At 35.8% G+C, this 18,755-nt stretch carries 20 protein-coding genes; 11 read left to right on the forward strand and 9 right to left on the reverse strand.

All coding sequences use genetic code 11. The annotated features are described in order from the left end of the window. Positions 1-2: 2 nt before the first annotated feature. The 5 genes from IPP64_05715 to IPP64_05735 form a co-directional block, all read right to left on the reverse strand. A complete protein-coding gene (locus IPP64_05715; GenBank protein ID MBL0328913.1) occupies positions 3-716 on the reverse strand; it encodes a pirin family protein in 714 nt (237 codons plus the stop codon). A gap of 105 nt (positions 717-821) precedes the next feature. Continuing rightward, positions 822-1,106, reverse strand: a complete 285-nt coding sequence (locus IPP64_05720; GenBank protein ID MBL0328914.1) for a hypothetical protein — start codon at positions 1,104-1,106, stop codon at positions 822-824. 167 nt (positions 1,107-1,273) lie between these two features. After that, positions 1,274-1,813 (reverse strand): YceI family protein, encoded by a 540-nt coding sequence (locus IPP64_05725; protein ID MBL0328915.1) that lies wholly within the window; start codon positions 1,811-1,813, stop codon positions 1,274-1,276. A 91-nt stretch (positions 1,814-1,904) separates the two neighbouring features. Beyond that, positions 1,905-2,354, reverse strand: coding sequence for a MarR family transcriptional regulator (locus IPP64_05730; GenBank protein MBL0328916.1), 450 nt, complete (start codon positions 2,352-2,354; stop codon positions 1,905-1,907). A gap of 82 nt (positions 2,355-2,436) precedes the next feature. Continuing rightward, entirely contained in the window at positions 2,437-3,648 is a 1,212-nt protein-coding gene (locus IPP64_05735) for an NAD(P)/FAD-dependent oxidoreductase (GenBank protein ID MBL0328917.1), read from the reverse strand. A gap of 98 nt (positions 3,649-3,746) precedes the next feature. On the opposite strand from IPP64_05735, the gene IPP64_05740 reads away from it, so the two are divergent. The 5 genes from IPP64_05740 to IPP64_05760 all read left to right on the forward strand — a co-directional run bounded on the left by IPP64_05740 (position 3,747) and on the right by IPP64_05760 (position 8,593). Then, a complete protein-coding gene (locus IPP64_05740; protein ID MBL0328918.1) occupies positions 3,747-5,051 on the forward strand; it encodes a hypothetical protein in 1,305 nt (434 codons plus the stop codon). Then, positions 5,048-5,641 (forward strand): hypothetical protein, encoded by a 594-nt coding sequence (locus tag IPP64_05745; GenBank protein MBL0328919.1) that lies wholly within the window; start codon positions 5,048-5,050, stop codon positions 5,639-5,641. The genes IPP64_05740 and IPP64_05745 overlap by 4 nt, the downstream gene beginning before the upstream one ends. Positions 5,642-5,754: 113 nt before the next feature. Further along, a complete protein-coding gene (locus IPP64_05750) occupies positions 5,755-6,867 on the forward strand; it encodes an SPFH domain-containing protein (protein MBL0328920.1) in 1,113 nt (370 codons plus the stop codon). A 119-nt stretch (positions 6,868-6,986) separates the two neighbouring features. Further along, positions 6,987-8,123 carry a hypothetical protein gene (locus IPP64_05755; protein MBL0328921.1) on the forward strand — a complete coding sequence of 379 codons (1,137 nt, stop codon included), beginning with the start codon at positions 6,987-6,989 and terminating at the stop codon, positions 8,121-8,123. A 308-nt stretch (positions 8,124-8,431) separates the two neighbouring features. After that, positions 8,432-8,593 (forward strand): hypothetical protein, encoded by a 162-nt coding sequence (locus tag IPP64_05760; GenBank protein MBL0328922.1) that lies wholly within the window; start codon positions 8,432-8,434, stop codon positions 8,591-8,593. Here IPP64_05760 and IPP64_05765 read toward each other — a convergent pair whose 3' ends face one another. The 3 genes from IPP64_05765 to IPP64_05775 all read right to left on the reverse strand — a co-directional run bounded on the left by IPP64_05765 (position 8,594) and on the right by IPP64_05775 (position 11,614). Further along, complete coding sequence (locus tag IPP64_05765) at positions 8,594-9,967, reverse strand: M20/M25/M40 family metallo-hydrolase (GenBank protein ID MBL0328923.1); 1,374 nt, start codon at positions 9,965-9,967, stop codon at positions 8,594-8,596. Positions 9,968-10,193: 226 nt separating this feature from the next. Beyond that, positions 10,194-10,484, reverse strand: a complete 291-nt coding sequence (locus tag IPP64_05770; GenBank protein ID MBL0328924.1) for a DUF721 domain-containing protein — start codon at positions 10,482-10,484, stop codon at positions 10,194-10,196. Next, complete coding sequence (locus IPP64_05775) at positions 10,481-11,614, reverse strand: DNA replication/repair protein RecF (GenBank protein ID MBL0328925.1); 1,134 nt, start codon at positions 11,612-11,614, stop codon at positions 10,481-10,483. Before IPP64_05775 ends, IPP64_05770 begins: the two co-directional genes overlap by 4 nt. A gap of 187 nt (positions 11,615-11,801) precedes the next feature. Here IPP64_05775 and IPP64_05780 point away from each other — a divergent pair, with 187 nt between their 5' ends. Beyond that, positions 11,802-12,488, forward strand: coding sequence for a tetratricopeptide repeat protein (locus tag IPP64_05780; protein MBL0328926.1), 687 nt, complete (start codon positions 11,802-11,804; stop codon positions 12,486-12,488). Between the two features lie 92 nt (positions 12,489-12,580). Then, complete coding sequence (locus IPP64_05785; protein MBL0328927.1) at positions 12,581-13,075, forward strand: 6,7-dimethyl-8-ribityllumazine synthase; 495 nt, start codon at positions 12,581-12,583, stop codon at positions 13,073-13,075. A 75-nt stretch (positions 13,076-13,150) separates the two neighbouring features. On the opposite strand, the gene IPP64_05790 is transcribed toward IPP64_05785, so the two are convergent. Continuing rightward, positions 13,151-13,504: a hypothetical protein gene (locus IPP64_05790; GenBank protein ID MBL0328928.1), complete on the reverse strand. Its 354-nt coding sequence runs from the start codon at positions 13,502-13,504 to the stop codon at positions 13,151-13,153. Between the two features lie 189 nt (positions 13,505-13,693). On the opposite strand from IPP64_05790, the gene IPP64_05795 reads away from it, so the two are divergent. The 4 genes from IPP64_05795 (at position 13,694) to ccoN (ending at position 18,755) form a co-directional block, all read left to right on the forward strand. Next, positions 13,694-13,897, forward strand: coding sequence for a DUF2892 domain-containing protein (locus tag IPP64_05795; protein ID MBL0328929.1), 204 nt, complete (start codon positions 13,694-13,696; stop codon positions 13,895-13,897). Positions 13,898-13,906: 9 nt separating this feature from the next. Beyond that, positions 13,907-16,312: a heavy metal translocating P-type ATPase metal-binding domain-containing protein gene (locus IPP64_05800; GenBank protein ID MBL0328930.1), complete on the forward strand. Its 2,406-nt coding sequence runs from the start codon at positions 13,907-13,909 to the stop codon at positions 16,310-16,312. Positions 16,313-16,445: 133 nt separating this feature from the next. Further along, on the forward strand, positions 16,446-16,622 hold the full coding sequence (gene ccoS / locus IPP64_05805) for a cbb3-type cytochrome oxidase assembly protein CcoS (protein MBL0328931.1): 177 nt from the start codon (positions 16,446-16,448) through the stop codon (positions 16,620-16,622). A gap of 3 nt (positions 16,623-16,625) precedes the next feature. After that, positions 16,626-18,755, forward strand: a complete 2,130-nt coding sequence (gene ccoN, locus IPP64_05810) for a cytochrome-c oxidase, cbb3-type subunit I (GenBank protein ID MBL0328932.1) — start codon at positions 16,626-16,628, stop codon at positions 18,753-18,755.

Here is an 18,755-nt window from a genome sequence, read left to right on the forward strand (position 1 = left end):
TTTTAATTCATTGGTACTTCAATCACCAATACTTCTGAATTAGCAGCGATATCAAGATGAATTGAATCGGTTTCCCAAATTCCAATTGCGTCACGTTTACCGGTTTTTTGTCCTTCTATGTTTGCCTCTCCTTCAATTACAAAAATGTAAGCTCCATTTCCTTTGTGTTGAATGGTGTAATCAATTGCAGTTTCGGAATCGAATTTTCCTAACGAAAAGTAGGCATCTTGATTGATCCACATTACATCATCAGCTTTAACGGGCGCGACAATGGTTTTGAATTTTCCTTTTTTATCATCCTCAGAAAATACACGTTGATCGTAACGGGGAGTAATGTTTCTTTCCTTTGGGAAAACCCAAATTTGCAAGAGATTAATTTCTTCTGTTTTCGAATGGTTGTATTCACTGTGCATCAATCCGGATCCGGCACTCATGGCTTGTATTTCGTTCGGACGAATGACGCCAATATTCCCCATACTATCTTTATGTTCTAGTGTTCCACTTAATGGAATGGTAACAATTTCCATATTGTCGTGCGGGTGCATTCCAAATACCATTCCGGGTGCAACAATATCGTCATTCAATACGCGTAGTAATCCGAAGTGTACTTTGCTTGGGTCGTGATAGCTTGCAAAACTGAATGAATGTTTTGCATTTAGCCAACCATGGTTGGCATGACCGCGTTCGTCTGCTTTGTGAAAAATCGTTTTACTCATGTTTATCGTTTATTAAAGTTTTGCCACAGATTCACAGATTATTTTGTTTGAGAAAATTAATTTGTGAGATTTTTTTTAAGTTTTAATCAGTGAATCGGTGGTTATTTAGTTCATTATAAGTTTTGGTAATTCGTTGGACACACTGTTGTGAAATGCCAATTCGAAAATTTCAGGTTTCATATAATGGATGAGTGGGAATGTTGCCAACAGATCCATTGCTTTTTTTTCTGACCCCGCAATCAGGGTCACCCAAACTTGAGATCGGTCTAATGCAAGAGAGTAATGAAGTACTTTTCCTTCATCCATCAATTCATCGATTCGTTTTCGTTGTTTTGGAATTAATAATATAAACTCTTCTGTTAATTCCGTTGGTAAAGAAATACTAATCATGTATGTATTCATTGTATTTTTTTTTAAGATTAAATAGCCTGTGAGTTTTTCATTTAAACCCCTACTTCAAATAGAGTAGGGGCTTAAATGATCGTTTACATGTGCTGTAAACATCTCTTTTTTTATCTAAATAAACAAATACAGATGTGGCAATGTTTAAAAAAAAGTTATTTTGAAGTGATGATTTCAATTTCAGCTTCTAACTTCACTTGTTTGCCAACCATTGCTCCACCTGCTTCTAATAATGCATTCCATTCCAAACCAAAATCAAAACGGTCAATAGAGCTTTCTAATGCAAATCCTGCACGAATATTTCCATAAGGATCAACTACTTGTCCACCATAATTTGCTTTAAACTCAATTGCTTTGGTAATTCCTTTGATGGTAATATCTCCTTTAAGGATAAACTCTTCTTCATTAAGTTTTTTCATTTCTTTCGATACAAACTTGATTGAAGGGAAATTAGCCACATCAAAAAAGTCAGGCGATTTTAAATGACCGTCTCTGTCAGCTACTCCTGTATTGATAGAATTGACATCGATTTCAAGATCAATCTTTGCATTTTCAAAATCCAATCCTTTTGTTTCAGCAGTTATTTTGTAGTTTCCGAATGATCCCTTAGCTTTTGCAATAACCATGTGTTTTACTGAGAAGTGTACACTTGAGTGCGCTTGATCGATTGACCATACTTTTGTTTGTGTTTCCATTTTTTTTGTTTTTAGTTGTTTTTAATTATTTGAAGTTGTAGTTTATAAATAGTTACATTTAATGTATATACATATATATTAGTAAAAAAATTTAACCTCTTAGTTTGTCGAGCAGTTGGTTGATGGTAGCGGCTTCTTTGTCCGAAAGGTTCTTCAGTTCTTTCAGCATTTCACCATCTAATTTATCCAGTTCTTCTAATAAATCCAATCCTTTTTGAGTAATTACAACATTTACGGCTCTTCTGTCATCCGGACAAACAGCACGGTCGACTAGTTTTTTGACTCTCAATTTTTCAACTAATCGGGATGCATTTGAATTTTTATCCAACATCCGATCAATCAATAAATTTACTGTAGCCGGTTTAGGATGTTGTCCTCTTAAAATGCGTAAGATGTTAAATTGTTGGGTGGATATACCGTATGGTTTAATGTGGCATGCATGTTTCGCACTCAACCAACCACTGGTAAATAAGATATTAATTAGCATTTTTTGATGCTCGTTTTTAAATTTTGATTGCTTTATTTCCTTTCCGATTTCCATCGCTTTTTAATTTACGATACAAAGATATGTAAAAATTAAATACAAATACATTATATGTATATACATTTATTTATAAAAAATGTTAAATGATATTATTTGCTACTATCCATGAGCTACTCCAGGCATTTTGGAAATTAAATCCGCCAGTAACGCCATCTATATCCATTACCTCACCCGCAAAGTAAAGTCCAGGAACAATTTTGCTTTCCATTCTTGAAAAGTCAATTTCCTTTAACTGAATCCCCCCGCAAGTAACAAACTCTTCTTTAAAAGTCGTTTTGCCTTCTATTTTATATTCATCACTCACCAGATAATGTGCAAGTAGGTTCGCGTTTTTCTTCGATAAATCTGCCCAACGAATTGCATCTGAAATTCCAGCTTTTATTACCAGATGTTCCCAAAGGCGTTTTGGTAATTCAAACGGACAGTTTGATAAAATCAACTTTGCCGGATTTTCTTCTTTTTGATTGTTGAATTCAATCTTTATTTTTTCTTCGGTATGCATGGGCAACCATGAAAGTATTGCCGTGAAATTATAATTGAAATCATTTAATATACGAGCTCCCCAAGCGGATGTTTTTAAAATAGCCGGTCCGCTCATTCCCCAGTGGGTAATCATTAATGGACCTTCTGATTCGAGTTTTGTTCCTGCTACTTTCACTTTCACATGGGGAACAGCAACTCCCATTAATTTGGTGATTTCGTTATTGGGAATATTAAAGGTAAAGAGGGAAGGAACCGGTTTCGAAATGGTATGTCCCAGTTTTTCCAACCAGGCATACGCATCTGCCTTGGGATTACCCCCAGTTGCAATTACCAGTTTATTGCAATGGAATTCACCACCACCATTTGCTTTTAAGGTAAATGTGCCATCATCATTTTTTATGATTTCTTCAATCGAAACATTTAACTTTATGTTTACGTTATTTTTTTCTGCTTCTTTAGTAAGACAATTAATAATGGTTTCGGAGTTATCTGATGTAGGAAACATTCTTCCGTCTGCTTCTGTTTTTAATTGAACACCTCTTTCTTCAAACCATTTGATGGTATCTGTGGTAGTAAATCGGCTAAAAGCACTTCTCAATTCCTTCTCACCACGAGGATAATTTTTAATCAATAAGTTATTGTCGAAACAAGCATGCGTCACATTGCATCGTCCACCTCCCGAAACACGAACTTTAGAAAGTAATTTATTGCTTTTTTCCAATAAGGTAATCGTAATACCGGGTGATTTCGGACTATTAATTGCTGTGAAAAAACCAGCTGCACCGCCACCAATTATTACAATATGCATGGGCTTCATTATATCGTTATATTTTTTGTAAGTATAGCCATTTTCTGTATATATTTGAAATGACTATTCAATAAAAACTACTATTCCAATCGATATTTATGAAAAAAATAAGTTTTTCTCAAAAGTTCAGATATAAGTTTGATAATTTAATGAGTAAAGGACCTATTGCGATGATTTCGTTATTAGCTGTTATGTCCTTATTTGTTGTATCAATAGCTGCGTTTGTTCTTTCCATGTTTCAAATCGCTCCATCAGATGGCGAACCCATGAACTTTATTGAAAGTGCTTGGCAAAGCTTAATGCGGACAATGGATGCTGGTACTGTTGGAGGTGATAGCGGTTGGGATTACCGGGCAGTTGGTTTAATTGTAACACTTGGAGGTATTTTTATATTCTCAGCTTTAATTGGGGTTTTATCCAATGGAATCAATGATAAACTGGAGCAACTTAGAAAAGGAAAAAGTTTTGTCATTGAAAATAATCATACCTTGATTTTAGGTTGGTCATCAAAGGTATTCACAATCATTTCTGAATTGGTTATTTCCAACGAAAATCAAAAAAATCCACGCATTGTCATCCTTGCTGATAAAGATAAAGTGGAAATGGAAGATGAGATCCGGGATAAATTAGGTGATTTAAGAAACACCAAAGTTATTTGTAGAAATGGCAGTCCAAATGACTTAGCGGATTTGGCAATATCTAATCCGCAAGCTTCTCGTTCCATCATTATTCTTGCACCCGAAGAAGGAAATCCTGATCCTCAAACCATCAAAACAATTTTGGCAATTACAAACAATCCTGATCGAAGAGAAGCACCTTATCACATTGTTGCCGAGATAAAAGATGAGAAGAATTTGGAAGTAGCAAAAATGGTAGGAAAAGATGAAGTGGAATTGGTTTTAACAGATGATGTAATTGCGCGTATTATGGTGCAAACATCTCGACAAAGTGGTTTAAGCATCGTTTACACGGAACTAATGGATTTTGATGGGGCCGAAATATATTTTAATGAAGAAAGTCTACTGATTGGAAAAACCTTTGCAGATGCAGTTGTGGCTTACGAAGATTCTACTGTGATAGGTTTGCAGTATGCAGATGGAAGCGTAAAAATCAATCCGGATATGAATTACAAAATTGTCAAAGGCGATAAAGTGATTGCAATAACGGAAGATGACGATACCTTGATCGTTTCAAAAAATAGTCCAGCAGTAATGAATTTAGCAGCAATTGTAAATAACAATTCATCAAAAATTGTTTCTGAAAAAATATTGTTACTGGGTTGGAATAAGCGCGCCATTACAATTATTAGAGAGATGGATAATTATGTTGGCGCTGGATCCTACATGAAAGTTGTTTCTTCCTACGATCACTTAGATGAAGTAAAGATGCTGCTGCCAATTTGAAGAACATCAAATTGGAGTTTGCTTGTGCGGATACAACAGCTCGAAATGTGATTGATGATTTGAATGTTACTTCTTATGATAGCGTTCAATTGTTATGTTACAAAGATGAATTGGAATTACAAGATGCAGATGCACAGACATTGATTAGCTTACTCCATATTCGCAGAGTGATGGAAGAAACAGGAAAAGATATAAAAGTTGTAAGCGAAATGTTGGATTTACGTAACAGAGATTTGGCAGAAGTTACGAAAGCAGATGATTTTATTGTAAGCGATAAATTAATCAGTTTATTAATGTCACAAGTTTCTGAGAATAAATATTTGATGAGAGTTTTTGAAGATTTATTTGATGCCGATGGTAGCGAAATTTATCTAAAACCGATGAGCGATTATATTAAATCGGGAGAAGAAGTAAATTTTTATACGATTCTTGAAAGCGCGAAACAAAAAGGTGAGACCGCAATTGGCTATCGTATCGCTTCATTGTCGCATGATAGTTCAAAAGCATACGGAGTGAATTGCAATCCTGTAAAATCAAAAACGCTGCGTTTTACAGCAGATGACAAATTAATTGTTTTAGCAGAAGATTAAGTAATTTTTTTTTGCCTATTTGAGGCAATTGGATTATGTTTGAATAATGTATTGTTTAACCAATTCTACCTTATCCTCGTTCGGATTCGGTGGATAATAAAAATCACAAAAAGATGGGACTATTTGATAAATTAAAAGGTGAATTTGTAGATATAATCGAGTGGACGGATAGCTCGAATGATACAATGGTATGGCGTTTTCCCCGTTACCAAAATGAAATAAAGATGGGTGCGAAGTTGACCGTTCGCGAATCACAAGTTGCCGTGTTTGTAAATGAAGGTCAAATGGCAGATGAATACAAACCCGGAATGTATGAATTGCAGACCCAAAATATGCCGATTATGACCACCTTGAAAGGTTGGAAATATGGTTTTAACAGTCCGTTTAAAGCGGAAGTTTATTTTGTAAATACGAAACAATTTACGAATCAAAAATGGGGCACAAAAAATCCGATCATGTTGCGTGATGCAGAATTTGGACCGATACGTATTCGTGCTTTTGGAAACTATGCGATTCGTGTTGTAGATGCAAAGTTATTCTTAAAGGAAATTGCCGGAACGGATCAGCATTTTACCACAGAAGAAGTAACTGAGCAATTGCGAAATATGGTAATTACTCGTTTTACAGATGCGATTGCCGAAAGTAAAATTCCGGTATTGGACATGGCATCCAATTATGATGAACTATCAAAATTGATAGGAAATAAAATAAATCCAGAGTTTAAAGAAATTGGGATTGAAGTAACCAAATTATTGATTGAGAATATTTCTTTGCCACCGGATGTAGAAGCTGCCTTGGACAAAAGAAGCAGTATGGGTATTATTGGAAACCTGAATGCCTTTACACAATATCAAGCTGCGAACTCCATGGAGAAAGCTGCCGAAAATGGCAATAGCATGATGGGAGCAGGCTTAGGAATGGGTATGGGCATGGGAATGGGGAACCAAATGAACAACATGTTCAATCAAAATCAAAACGTTAATAATCAGAATAACAATACACCGCCACCACCGCCACCGGCTACGCAATATTTTGTTGCAGTGAATGGAGCACAAACTGGTCCGTTTACCGAACAAGTGATGGCACAAATGATTCAACAAGGTTCATTGAAAAAAGAATCGATGATTTGGAAAAATGGAATGGCTGCCTGGGCTGCTGCAGAGCAAGTGGCAGAAATAGCAAAATTATTTTCTGCTGTTCCACCGCCATTGCCTCCGCCAATGTAATATGAATGATTATTAGTATGTCATTTCGAGCGGAGTCGAGAAATCTGTCATTCGGATTCCTCCAACTGTTTTCTCCAGATGGGGAGACGCTACGAAAATTAACTAATTCAGAAAAAACTATGAGTGCAGAATTCGAAGAAAAAACAAATGATATCAGCAACCAGCTGGATTGCAAAGATTGTGGTGCATTGCTAAAATACGCTCCCGGTACCGAACATTTGAAATGTGAATATTGTGGTGCTGCGAATGAAATTAAAGAAGCACTTGAAATAACGGTTGTTGAAGAAATTGATTTTGAAAAATTCCTGAATGAAAACAGCAGCACTGTTGAAAGGCAAGAAGTGGTAACAGTAAAGTGTGGCAACTGTGGAGCATCAAGTACATTAAAACCAAACATTACTTCTGATAGTTGTCCGTTTTGCGCAACACCCTTAGTTATTAGCGGTGGAACAACAAACAGCATTATTAAGCCTAAATATTTATTGCCATTTAAAATTGATCAAAAAAATGCATTTGAAGAATTTAAAAAATGGATTAAGAGCTTATGGTTTGCGCCCAACGATTTAAAACATTATGTTGATAATGCAGATAAGTTAAACGGAATGTATATTCCTTATTGGACCTACGATTCGAATACCTCAAGTGATTATACAGGCCAGCGTGGTGTTAATTATCAAACAACAGAAACCTACACAACCGTTGTGAATGGACGAACACAAACGAATACACGTGTTGTTACTAAAATACGGTGGAGTTATGTCAGCGGACATGTTTATAATAAGTTTGATGATGTATTGGTTTTGGCAAGTAATTCATTACCCGAAAAGTATACCAATGCTTTGGAGCCATGGGATATGGGAAACATTACAGCGTACAACGATAAGTTTTTGAGCGGTTTTAGAACAGAAAGCTATCAAATAGATGTAAAAACCGGTTTTGATAAATCGAAAGTGATAATGGATGCCGGCATTCGCGAAAGTATTTGTCAGGATATTGGTGGGGATCATCAACGAATAAGTTCGGTGAATACTGTTTACAATGACATTACCTTTAAACATATTTTATTGCCCATTTGGTTGAGTGCATTTCGTTATAATGAAAAGGTGTATCGTTTTATGATTAATGGGCGAACCGGGGAAGTTCAAGGCGAAAGACCATACAGTGCCATTAAAATTGTATTAACAGTATTGACTGTTATTGCAGTTGGAGTTGGAATTTATTTTGCAGTGAAAGCCTATAACGAAGGCAGTTACTAGGAAACAATATTTAGTATTTCGAAAGCCTTGGCAAATTTTGCCGAGGCTTTTTTTATTATCTGTGAATTATATAAACTTTTTAAGAAACAGTGTAAGAGATTTGTATTACAATATTCTCCTTTGTAAAAAAAAATCGTATGAAAAAGTTAGATAAAAAGTTAGAATACATAAAAAGCACCACAGCTAAACTTATCAAGGTGCAGCTGGATTATAGAACAGTGATCTCTATTTCGAATATTGAGAAACTTAAAATGTGGCTAGTCAGATACCCTGATGCAAAAGTAATAACAACATAAAATCGCAAGTGCATGAAATTACTCATCCCTGAAATAGAAAAAGATGTACTTGGTTTAGAAAAACCAACACATCAATTAAAACCAATGAAAATAAAGAGTGATGGCGGGTTTTTAATTATTTCTCTAATCCTTTTAATGGTTGTAGCGATTGTTGTTTTTTATTTTAGTTCTTAATTACAATCCATATTCGCTAATCATCCATATTAAAGCTGCCATGGATGCGCCACCCAATTCAAGTTCCCGCTTGTTTACGGTTTCAAACGTATCAATTGCAGTATGGTGATAATCGAAGTAACGCTGTGAGTCGGGCATCAATTCAAATATAGGTGTGCCGAGTGCATCGTGCAAAGGGCCGATATCTGCTCCGCCACCATCATTGTCGAAGTCGTACACACCATAAGGCAAGAATAGCGGTGCCCAGGTTAATAATTTTTTGCGTTGCTCAGGTTTAACATCATTGCTGAATCCACGAGGTGAAAATCCACCAGCATCCGACTCAATGGCTGCAGTATGTTTTTCGTTTTTGAGTTTTGCCATTTCAGCATATTTTTTTCCGCCACGCAATCCGTTTTCCTCATTCATGAAAGCAACAGCACGAATGGTACGTTTGGGTTTTAAACCCAATGCCTTGTAAATGCGAATTACTTCAATACTTTGTACAATTCCCGCTCCGTCATCATGAGCTCCTTCGCCATTATCCCAAGCATCCAGATGTCCACCAACTGTGATAATTTCATCCTTTTTCTCAGAACCATAAATTTCTCCAATCACATTGTAGGATTTTTCTTCCGGAAGAAATTTGCAGTTCATCTTTAAATAAAAGGTTAATTCTTTATCTGTTTTTAAATACGAACTCAACCAGTTTGCACCGTTGGTGCTGATGGCACATGCCGGGATTTTGTTCAAACTATCTTTGTATCCCATCGAACCGGTATGAGGGTTGTCGTCTTGTGCCATGGTAACGGAGCGCACCACAACAGCTACGGCTCCAAATTTTACAGCTTCGGATGCGCCAGCCCAACGTTGCATTACGGCTCCTCCATACGAACGGAAGGTTTCAACGTTGGTAGGATCCATTGGTTTGTTAAAGAAAACGATTTTGCCGGTAATTTTTTCTTTTCCGATTTTTTCTAATTCTTCAATTCCATTTACTTCGATTACTTGAGCAGTGATTCCTTCAGCAGGAGTACCCACAGAATTGCCCAATGCACAAATAGGAACTTCTTTGATTCCTTTTCCACCTGTAGAGATTACTTTGCCAATTTCTTTTTCACCACGAACCCAATGCGGAACCATGCATTCTTGCAAGTATACAGTGTCCGCACCTGCTTCTTTCATGGCTTTGAAAGTCCATTCTACTGCTTGTTGAGCTTGCGGAGAACCTGCTAATCGACCGCCAATTTTTTTGCATAAGTAATTGAGATTGGAATAACTTTTTCCATTGGTTAATGCTTCGTTGTATATTTTTTTGAAAACAGCAGAATCGGTTTGAGCGATTGTTGTTGTTGCAAAGAATAAAATGGTAGCGAGTGTAATTTTAGTTCTCATAGTGTGCATTGTTTTGCGAAGATGTCTGTGTGGGATTGGAACGCAGATTGCCGCAGATTTTTATGATAAAAAATGATTTTTTATTTTCTGTGTGTTTTTATGATTTGTTTCGTTTAATTTTTCAAACTATGACTTTCCTTCCGATAGCTATCGAGGGACGGTTCTATTCAACAATCACCTAGTCACTTAGTTACCTAGTCACCTAGTCACTTAGTCACCTAGTCACTTATTTTAATATTACATCGTTAATCACTTCTGTTCCCACTTCATCGTTCAGCATTTTTACAATTTTAGTTTTTGCCAAGGAAAGTTCATTTCGTAAAGCAGCGGAATCCAGCGTGACAAAAAGTTGTTTGTGTTTAATGTATAAATCTTTGGTATGCTTCGCAATCATTACTCCCATAACACTTTCCCAGGAAGCAATCAGTTTGCGTTCGGCTAGTTTGTCGTCCAGCTTATAGGCTTTGAGTAAGTGATCAATCACTTCTTTTAAACTATGTTCGTTGTGTTTGCTCACTTAGTTATTTGTTGTTGGTTAATTGTTTCTGTCACCGAAACATTTCCATTGACAATATTAAACACTTTTATATCTACATCACCGGATTGAAACAAATCTGCCAATCGGGTAGGGTGGGTGTCGGTAATGAATAATTGTCCGAATTTATCGCTGCTGACAATTTCCATCAGTTGTTTTACACGTAAATCATCCAGTTTATCATAGATATCATCAAGCAATAAAATAGGCGTAATGTTTTTTATTTTTTTGATAAAATCGAACTGTGCCAATTTAAGTGCAATTAAAAATGATTTCTGTTGTCCTTGTGATGCAAATTTTTTAATGGGGTAATCATTGATGGTAAATTCCAAATCATCTTTGTGAATACCAACAGAAGTATATTCAATTGCACGGTCGCGGTTCAATGCTTTTTCCAATACCTCTTCAAATGAGTTTTCATTCAAATGGGAGATGTATTGAATGTTCACCTTTTCTTTTCCTCCAGAAATAAGTTCATAATAGGTTTGAAAGGTGGATACAAAGTTTTTGATGAAATTTTGTCGACTTGCATGTACACTTTTCCCGTGTTCAATCAGTTGCATATCCCAAATTTCCAAAGAGGTTTTATCAAATTGCCGACTATCGCCAAATTGCTTCAACAATGCATTTCTGTGAGAGAGGACTTTGTTATAGCTGATTAAACGTTCGAGGTAATCTCTATCGAATTGAGCGATAACACTATCGATGAATCTTCTTCTACTTTCGCTACCTTCGGTAATAAGTTCTGAGTCGGCAGGGGAAATCATCACAAGCGGGTAGAGGCCAATATGGTCTGCTAGGCGGGAATATTCCTTTTTGTTGCGTTTGAACTGTTTTTTCTGGTTGCGTTTTAATCCGCAATAAATCTCATCGTCTTGTTCCGGCATCTCAAAAATCCCTTGAACCATAAAAAAAGAGGCATTATGGAGGATATTTTGGCTATCAATGGGGTTAAAAAAGCTCTTACAGAAGGATAAATAGTGAATGGCATCTAAAATATTGGTCTTTCCCTCGCCATTATTGCCTGTTAGGCAGTTTACCTGCTTGCTGAAGCTCAATTCGGCTTCGGGGTAATTTTTAAAATTTAAGACAGATAACTTCTTTAAAAACATGCGATTTTAATCCTAAAATAGTCCGGTTTTATCCACTACAGTCCTTTTTAGCAAAAGCAAGCAGGAAAACGAACTGAATGGTAAAAATAACCAAAAAACAGCCCAAAATTCAGATTGTTCAGAATTAATTATAGATATTGCAAAAAAAACTTATTTTTGCAGTCCATTAACAAGATTTAATAAGATTATGGCAAAACAAATTAATGACGAACCAATCGTTGACGTAGAACAAGCATTTAGTAAAACTGAACTTTATATTGAACAAAACAAGAAAAGTTTGGGGATTATATTTGTAGCAATAGTTGCCTTGGTGGGTGGATATTTTGCATATAAATTCTGGTATGTAGCAGGTGAAGAAACCAAAGCAAGAGCAGAAATGTTTGTTGCTGAAGATTATTTTGGAAAAGACTCTATTGATTTAGCGATGAATGGAGACAAAAATGGTTCTATTGGTTTTATAGAAATTGTTGAAAATTATGGAGTTACGCCTTCTGGAAATTTAGCAGAGTATTATTTAGGAATGTGTTACCTTAAAAAAGGACAATACGAAGAAGCAATTGCTCATTTAGAAGAATTTGATGGAAAAGATCAAATTGTTGCACCATTAGCTACTGCTGGAATTGGTGATGCGCATATGGAATTAGGAAGAGTGGATGAAGCCATTACATTTTATTTAAAGGCTGCAGAGCAAAACAATAACTTGTTTGATTCTCCTATCTGTTTGAAAAAAGCAGGTTTGGCATACGAGGAAAAACAAAATTATGGAGATGCAGTTAAAATTTACGAACGCATTAAAAACGAATATGCTGAAACTACTGAAGGAAGAGAAATGGATAAATTCATTGCTCGTGCAAAAGTGTTAGGCAATTTATAAAAGTAAATTTAAAGGAGTTTAAAGGTGATTTTTGTAAAAGAATCACCTTTTTTTATAACAGAATAATACAACATTTAACTTTTAGCGAAGCGATGTCATCAGCAAATAAAAACTTATCAAATTTCGAAGGAAGTGAAATTCCATCCGGCAAAGGGATGCGTATCGGTATCGTGGTGGCTGAATGGAATATTGCCATTACCGGAGCTTTACGTGATGGGGCGATGAATACATTGCTGAAGAATGGAGTTGCCGAAAAAGATATTGTTTTGAAATATGTTCCAGGTAGTTTGGAACTAACCATGGGAGCGCAATTTTTATGTGAGGATAAAACTATTGATGCCGTGATTACTTTAGGTTGTGTTATTCAAGGGGAAACCCGTCATTTTGATTTTATCTGCGATGCAGTTGCACATGGTGTAACCACTGTGAGTTTGAAATACAATAAGCCGGTTATTTTTGGTGTTCTCACTCCAAATACGATTCAGCAAGCCGAAGATAGAGCTGGAGGTAAGCATGGCAATAAAGGCGATGAAGCAGCAGTAACGGCATTAAAAATGATTGCTCTGAAAAAAGAATTGCACTTTTAAGAGTGGTCTATCCCAATTTATTTATTGTTGCAATTGTAATTTCGAGTTACAGATAGAAACAATCCGGTCTATTCTCTAAAGTATCTCCTTGTTTTTTTTATTTAGCAATAACCTCTTGGTGTAAAAATAACTTACACAAATCATTCCTGCTATAAATGGAATAGCTGCAAAATATTTCAATTCTTCGTGTTTTACAAACTCGCATACCATCCAATAGGAGTTGGCTGAAATCCAAAAACTAATGGCAGTTTTAATCCAAAATTCATCGTCCTTTTCTTTCCAAGCAGAATAAGCAATGATTAAGGATACCGTAAGTGTTGGTATAATCATTATTATTCCCATAATTCTCCACTCCATCATCCAGCAAGTATCTTTCAATAGCCATAGCGGGATATGTATGTTTTCGTAGTGATGTATTTTATGTGTCATATAAAAAAGCAAAAAGGTTGATATTGCTAAGGTACTAATTTCTCTGTTTTCAAAGCCTCATCTTGTTAATTCAAATCCATTTCAAATATGATAAAAGTCAGTTTTTGGATTGAAAATCATCATTTTCATCTTACAGATTAACCTGCACTTTTGTAATGTAAATATGAACTCACATTAATTAATTTGAATATGAAAAAGAACATTGGAAAAATAGACAAAGCAGTACGAATTTTCATTGGTGTAGCCATTATCCTTTTCGGAGCTACAAATAATAGCGTTTGGGGGATTTTAGGAATAATTCCAATTATCACTTCACAAATTGGGGTTTGTCCGATTTACTCAATTATCGGAATCAGTACAAATTCAAAAGAGCAATTTGTTACAAAAAAGTAGTCCTACTTTATGCAATTGCATTACAATATAAAAGAAGTCGGTCAACATGTTCACTGCTACCATTGTGGTGAGGATTGTGCCGATACTCCAATTGTATTTGATGAAAAAGAGTTTTGTTGTGACGGTTGCAAATTGGTGTATGAGCTTTTAAATGAAAACAATCTTTGCACGTATTATTCTCTAAATGCAAATCCTGGCATTCACCTTAAAAATGCTGTTCCTGCCGAGCGTTTCTTATATTTAGATGACAAAGAGGTTAATCAAAAGTTGATTCATTTCACAGAAGGGGATGAGTCGCGCGTGATTTTTTATGTCCCTAAAATGCACTGCAGTTCTTGCATTTGGTTGTTGGAAAATCTCCAACGAATCAATCCGGGAATCCATAGTTCTACTGTAAATTTCCTGAAAAAAGAAGTTGCTATTTCATTCAATAATAAAGAAGTGCTATTGTCTGCTATTGTTGATTTATTAGCAAACATTGGTTATGAACCGTTAATTAGTTTAAACGATTTAGAGAAAAAGAAAGAAAAAAGAGTTAATAAAACTGAAATAATAAAAATTGGGATTGCCGGTTTCTGTTTCGGAAACATAATGATGTTAAGCTTTCCTGAGTATTTTTCACTTGGAAATTTCTATGATCAAAACAACTTAAAACAGTTTTTTGGAATTGTAAATTTGGTGCTTTCTCTTCCTGTATTTTTTTATGCAGCTTCCGAATTTTTTATTTCTGCTTGGAAAGGAATTCAACAAAAGTTCTTAAACATTGACCTTCCAATTGCATTTGCAATAGTAGTCACCTTTGCAAGAAGCATCTATGAGATTGCTAGTGGAACGGGTGCGGGATATTTGGATTCAATGACCGGAATAGTGTTTGTTATGTTGGTTGGTCGCTACTTTCAAAATCTTACCTACGATAATTTATCATTTGATCGGGATTATAAATCTTACTTTCCGATATCTGTATCTTTAATACTATCCGGAAAGGAAAAAAGCATTCCCGTTTCTCAGTTAAAAAAAGGAAATCGAATTTTGGTTCGGAATAATGAGATTATCCCCGCTGATTCCATATTAAAAAGTGATACAACGTACATCGATTATAGTTTTGTAACCGGTGAATCCCGTCCGATAAAAAAAGTAAAAGGGGACTTGATTTATGCAGGAGGTCGCCAATTACAAGCGGCAGTTGAATTGGAAGTGGAGAAAGAAGTTTCTCAAAGTTATTTAACTGGTTTGTGGAATAAAGAAACAACCAGTACGAAAGAATCACAATCCTTTATTCATGTAACGAGTAAGTACTTTACAATCGTGCTTTTTACGATAGCACTTTCTGGATTTTTATATTGGTCCTTAACGGATGTCAACAGAGGGCTAAATGCGCTTACTGCTGTTTTAATTGTTGCTTGCCCATGTGCATTATTGCTATCAGCAACGTTCACCAATGGTAATCTATTGAGAGCATTTGGGAAAAGTAAGTTCTACGTTAAGAATGCTTTGGTGGCTGAAAAACTTGCAAAAATTGACACAATAGTTTTTGATAAAACCGGTACTATTACGCATGGTTCATCCGTGAAATTTGTCGGCAAGCAATTGTCAGCGGAGCAGCAATCCATCGTTGCTACAGTCACATCGAATTCGTTACATCCTTTAAGCAGAAAAATTTATGAGCTTTTTGCCGATACTGTAAAATTAACAATCAACGATTTTAAAGAAATACAAGGCCAAGGAATTCAAGCTGAAGTGGGAGGGAAGTATATAGTTTTTGGTTCTGAATATTTTGTAACTGGTAAAAGAAATACGGTTGCCTCTACAACAAGCAATGTTTTTTTATCTGTTGATGGAATTGTATTAGGTTATTTTACAATCAATAGTTCGTATCGTGAAGGTATTTTAGAATTGATACATGAATTGGATAAGACCTATGAAATACATCTGATTTCTGGTGATAACGATTCGGAAAGAACTGCATTACAAAAAATCATTCGTAATCCGAAACACTTACATTTTAATCAAAGTCCGGAAGATAAACTTGCTTATATCCGGTCCTTGCAAGATGCAGGGAAAAAAGTAATCATGTTGGGCGATGGATTAAATGATGCCGGAGCATTGTTGCAGAGTGATATCGGGATTTCAGTTTCGGATGACATTAACAATTTTTCGCCATCCTGTGATGCTATATTGCACGGAGATTCTTTCCGTAAATTGAAAGGGTTGCTTGATTTTTCGAAGAGCGGTAAAAATGTTATTCTGATCAGTTTTATCATGTCGATTTTATACAATATTGTCGGTATTTCATTTGCTGTTCAGGGTGATTTATCACCCGTGATTGCTGCAATATTAATGCCCGCGAGTTCTATTTCAATTGTTTTGCTGACGACATTGTCAACAAGTTTTTTAGCATATAAAAAAGGACTTTGATGTATTATTGATAACTAAATAGTTGAAAATCAACACTATTTGAAATTATGACAATTATCATATTTGGCTGTGACGGGACTCATAATTCTATTCCCAGCAAGTAAATAGATTTGTCGCATAAAATACTAATTCTATGAGTGCGCTATTTGTTTTAATCTGTATAAGTATCATCGTTGCTCTGCTTTTTTTAGTAGCGTTTATTTGGAGCGTGAGAAGCGGACAATATGATGATGATTATACGCCTTCCGTAAGAATGTTATTCGATAATGAAATTCCAACAAAAGAAAAAAAATCAATAAAAAATCAATAGATTATGAATGTAGAAAAATTTTCGTACGACAATAAGATTGTAAAACATTTTGCTTTTGCAACAATAATATGGGGTTTGGTGGGAATGTTGGTCGGTTTGTGGGTATCACTCCAAATGATTTATCCCACATTGAATATTCTTCCACAAACATCGTTCGGACGATTAAGACCATTACATACGAATGCGGTTATTTTTGCATTTGTCGGTAATGGTATTTTTATGGGCGTTTATTACTCATTACAGCGGTTATGTAAAGCCCGAATGTTTAGTGATACGTTGAGTAAAATTCACTTTTGGGCGTGGCAATTAATCATTGTTGCTGCGGCACTAACTCTTCCATTTGGTATTACAACAGGTAAAGAATATGCAGAGTTGGAATGGCCAATCGACATCGCTATCACATTAGTTTGGGTAGTTTTTGGATGGAATATGTTCGGAACAATCATCAAAAGAAGAGAGCGTCATTTATATGTTGGTATTTGGTTTTATATCGCAACATTTGTTACGGTAGCGGTTTTACACATTGTAAATTCATTTGAATTACCGGTTTCCATGTTTAAAAGTTATTCATGGTATGCGGGTGTTCAAGATGCCTTGGTGCAGTGGTGGTATGGTCACAATGCGGTTGCGTTTTTCTTAACTACTCCTTACTTAGGTTTAATGTATTATTTTATTCCTAAAGCAGCTGAACGTCCAGTTTATTCTTACCGATTATCTATCATTCACTTTTGGGCCTTGATTTTCTTATACATCTGGGCTGGTCCTCACCACTTATTGTATACTGCTTTACCTGATTGGGCACAATCGTTAGGTGTTGTATTTTCCATTATGTTGATTGCTCCATCTTGGGGTGGAATGATCAATGGTTTGTTGACCTTAAGAGGTGCATGGGATAAAGTTCGTGAGAGTGTGGTTTTGAAATTTATGGTGGTTGCCGTAACAGCATATGGTATGGCAACTTTTGAAGGTCCAATGCTTTCGTTGAAGAAAGTAAATGCGGTAGCGCATTTTACAGATTGGATTGTTGCACACGTTCACGTTGGTGCTCTAGGTTGGAATGGATTCTTAACATTCGGTATTTTATATTGGTTAATTCCGAAAATATTCAGAACCAATCTATACTCTACAAAATTAGCAAACTGGCATTTCTGGTTAGGTTCATTAGGTATCTTGTTTTATGCGGTACCATTATATTGGGCGGGGTTCACACAATATTTGATGTGGCAAGAATTTACTCCTGAAGGATTTTTGAAGTACACGAATTTCCTTGAAACTGTAACTCAACTTCGCTCGATGTACATGATGCGTTCATTAGGTGGAACGATGTATTTGATTGGTTTTATTATAATGGCATATAATATTTTCAAAACAGTGAAAATAGGTTCATTCCTTGCGAATGAAGATGCTGAAGCACCAGCATTGGTTAAAAATGAAGGAGCACATACTGGAGAACACTGGCACCGTTGGATTGAACGTAGACCAATCACATTAATGATTGTGAGTCTAGTGGTTGTGTTAATTGGTGGTATTATGGAAATGGTGCCTACGTTTTTAGTAAAATCAAATATTCCAACTATTGCGAGCGTGAAACCATATACACCTTTGGAATTACAAGGTAGAGACATATATGTTAGAGAAGGTTGTTATACCTGTCACTCACAAATGGTTCGTCCTTTGCGTTTTGAAACAGAACGTTACGGTGAATACTCTAAAGCAGGCGAATTTGTATATGATCATCCATTCCAATGGGGTTCAAAACGTACCGGTCCGGATTTGGCGCGATTGAATAATAAGTATCCTGATTCATGGCATTATAATCATATGCTGGATCCTACCACGATGTCACCGGGTTCTATCATGCCAACGTATGCTTTTATGTTGGATGATGCAATCGATACCGCTTCTACACCTGCAAAGATTAGAGCGATGATGAAGCTGGGTGTCCCTTATCCGAAGGGGTATGATAAGATTGCGAATGCGGACTTAATTAAACAAGCAGATCAAATTACTGCAAGTCTTAAAAAGGATAAAATTGAATCGTTAAATGATAGAGAAATCATTGCAATGATTGCCTACTTACAACGCTTAGGTAAAGATATTAAAGCGGAAAATGCTAAATCAACAACTAAATAA

The organism is Bacteroidota bacterium, assembly GCA_016722565.1.
Taxonomy (GTDB): Bacteria; Bacteroidota; Bacteroidia; order 2-12-FULL-35-15; family 2-12-FULL-35-15; genus 2-12-FULL-35-15.

What these genes read in the sequence shown, in the direction of transcription:
- IPP64_05790 (MBL0328928.1), bottom strand. Translation starts at nt 13,504, where the DNA reads ATGACACATAAAATACATCACTACGAAAACATACATATCCCGCTATGG.
- IPP64_05755 (MBL0328921.1), top strand. Translation starts at nt 6,987, where the DNA reads ATGAGTGCAGAATTCGAAGAAAAAACAAATGATATCAGCAACCAGCTG.
- IPP64_05715 (MBL0328913.1), bottom strand. Translation starts at nt 716, where the DNA reads ATGAGTAAAACGATTTTTCACAAAGCAGACGAACGCGGTCATGCCAAC.
- IPP64_05800 (MBL0328930.1), top strand. Translation starts at nt 13,907, where the DNA reads ATGCAATTGCATTACAATATAAAAGAAGTCGGTCAACATGTTCACTGC.
- ccoS (MBL0328931.1), top strand. Translation starts at nt 16,446, where the DNA reads ATGAGTGCGCTATTTGTTTTAATCTGTATAAGTATCATCGTTGCTCTG.
- IPP64_05760 (MBL0328922.1), top strand. Translation starts at nt 8,432, where the DNA reads ATGAAATTACTCATCCCTGAAATAGAAAAAGATGTACTTGGTTTAGAA.
- IPP64_05740 (MBL0328918.1), top strand. Translation starts at nt 3,747, where the DNA reads ATGAAAAAAATAAGTTTTTCTCAAAAGTTCAGATATAAGTTTGATAAT.
- IPP64_05795 (MBL0328929.1), top strand. Translation starts at nt 13,694, where the DNA reads ATGAAAAAGAACATTGGAAAAATAGACAAAGCAGTACGAATTTTCATT.
- IPP64_05750 (MBL0328920.1), top strand. Translation starts at nt 5,755, where the DNA reads ATGGGACTATTTGATAAATTAAAAGGTGAATTTGTAGATATAATCGAG.
- IPP64_05775 (MBL0328925.1), bottom strand. Translation starts at nt 11,614, where the DNA reads ATGTTTTTAAAGAAGTTATCTGTCTTAAATTTTAAAAATTACCCCGAA.
- IPP64_05735 (MBL0328917.1), bottom strand. Translation starts at nt 3,648, where the DNA reads ATGCATATTGTAATAATTGGTGGCGGTGCAGCTGGTTTTTTCACAGCA.
- ccoN (MBL0328932.1), top strand. Translation starts at nt 16,626, where the DNA reads ATGAATGTAGAAAAATTTTCGTACGACAATAAGATTGTAAAACATTTT.
- IPP64_05780 (MBL0328926.1), top strand. Translation starts at nt 11,802, where the DNA reads ATGGCAAAACAAATTAATGACGAACCAATCGTTGACGTAGAACAAGCA.
- IPP64_05730 (MBL0328916.1), bottom strand. Translation starts at nt 2,354, where the DNA reads ATGGAAATCGGAAAGGAAATAAAGCAATCAAAATTTAAAAACGAGCAT.
- IPP64_05765 (MBL0328923.1), bottom strand. Translation starts at nt 9,967, where the DNA reads ATGAGAACTAAAATTACACTCGCTACCATTTTATTCTTTGCAACAACA.
- IPP64_05720 (MBL0328914.1), bottom strand. Translation starts at nt 1,106, where the DNA reads ATGATTAGTATTTCTTTACCAACGGAATTAACAGAAGAGTTTATATTA.
- IPP64_05725 (MBL0328915.1), bottom strand. Translation starts at nt 1,813, where the DNA reads ATGGAAACACAAACAAAAGTATGGTCAATCGATCAAGCGCACTCAAGT.
- IPP64_05785 (MBL0328927.1), top strand. Translation starts at nt 12,581, where the DNA reads ATGTCATCAGCAAATAAAAACTTATCAAATTTCGAAGGAAGTGAAATT.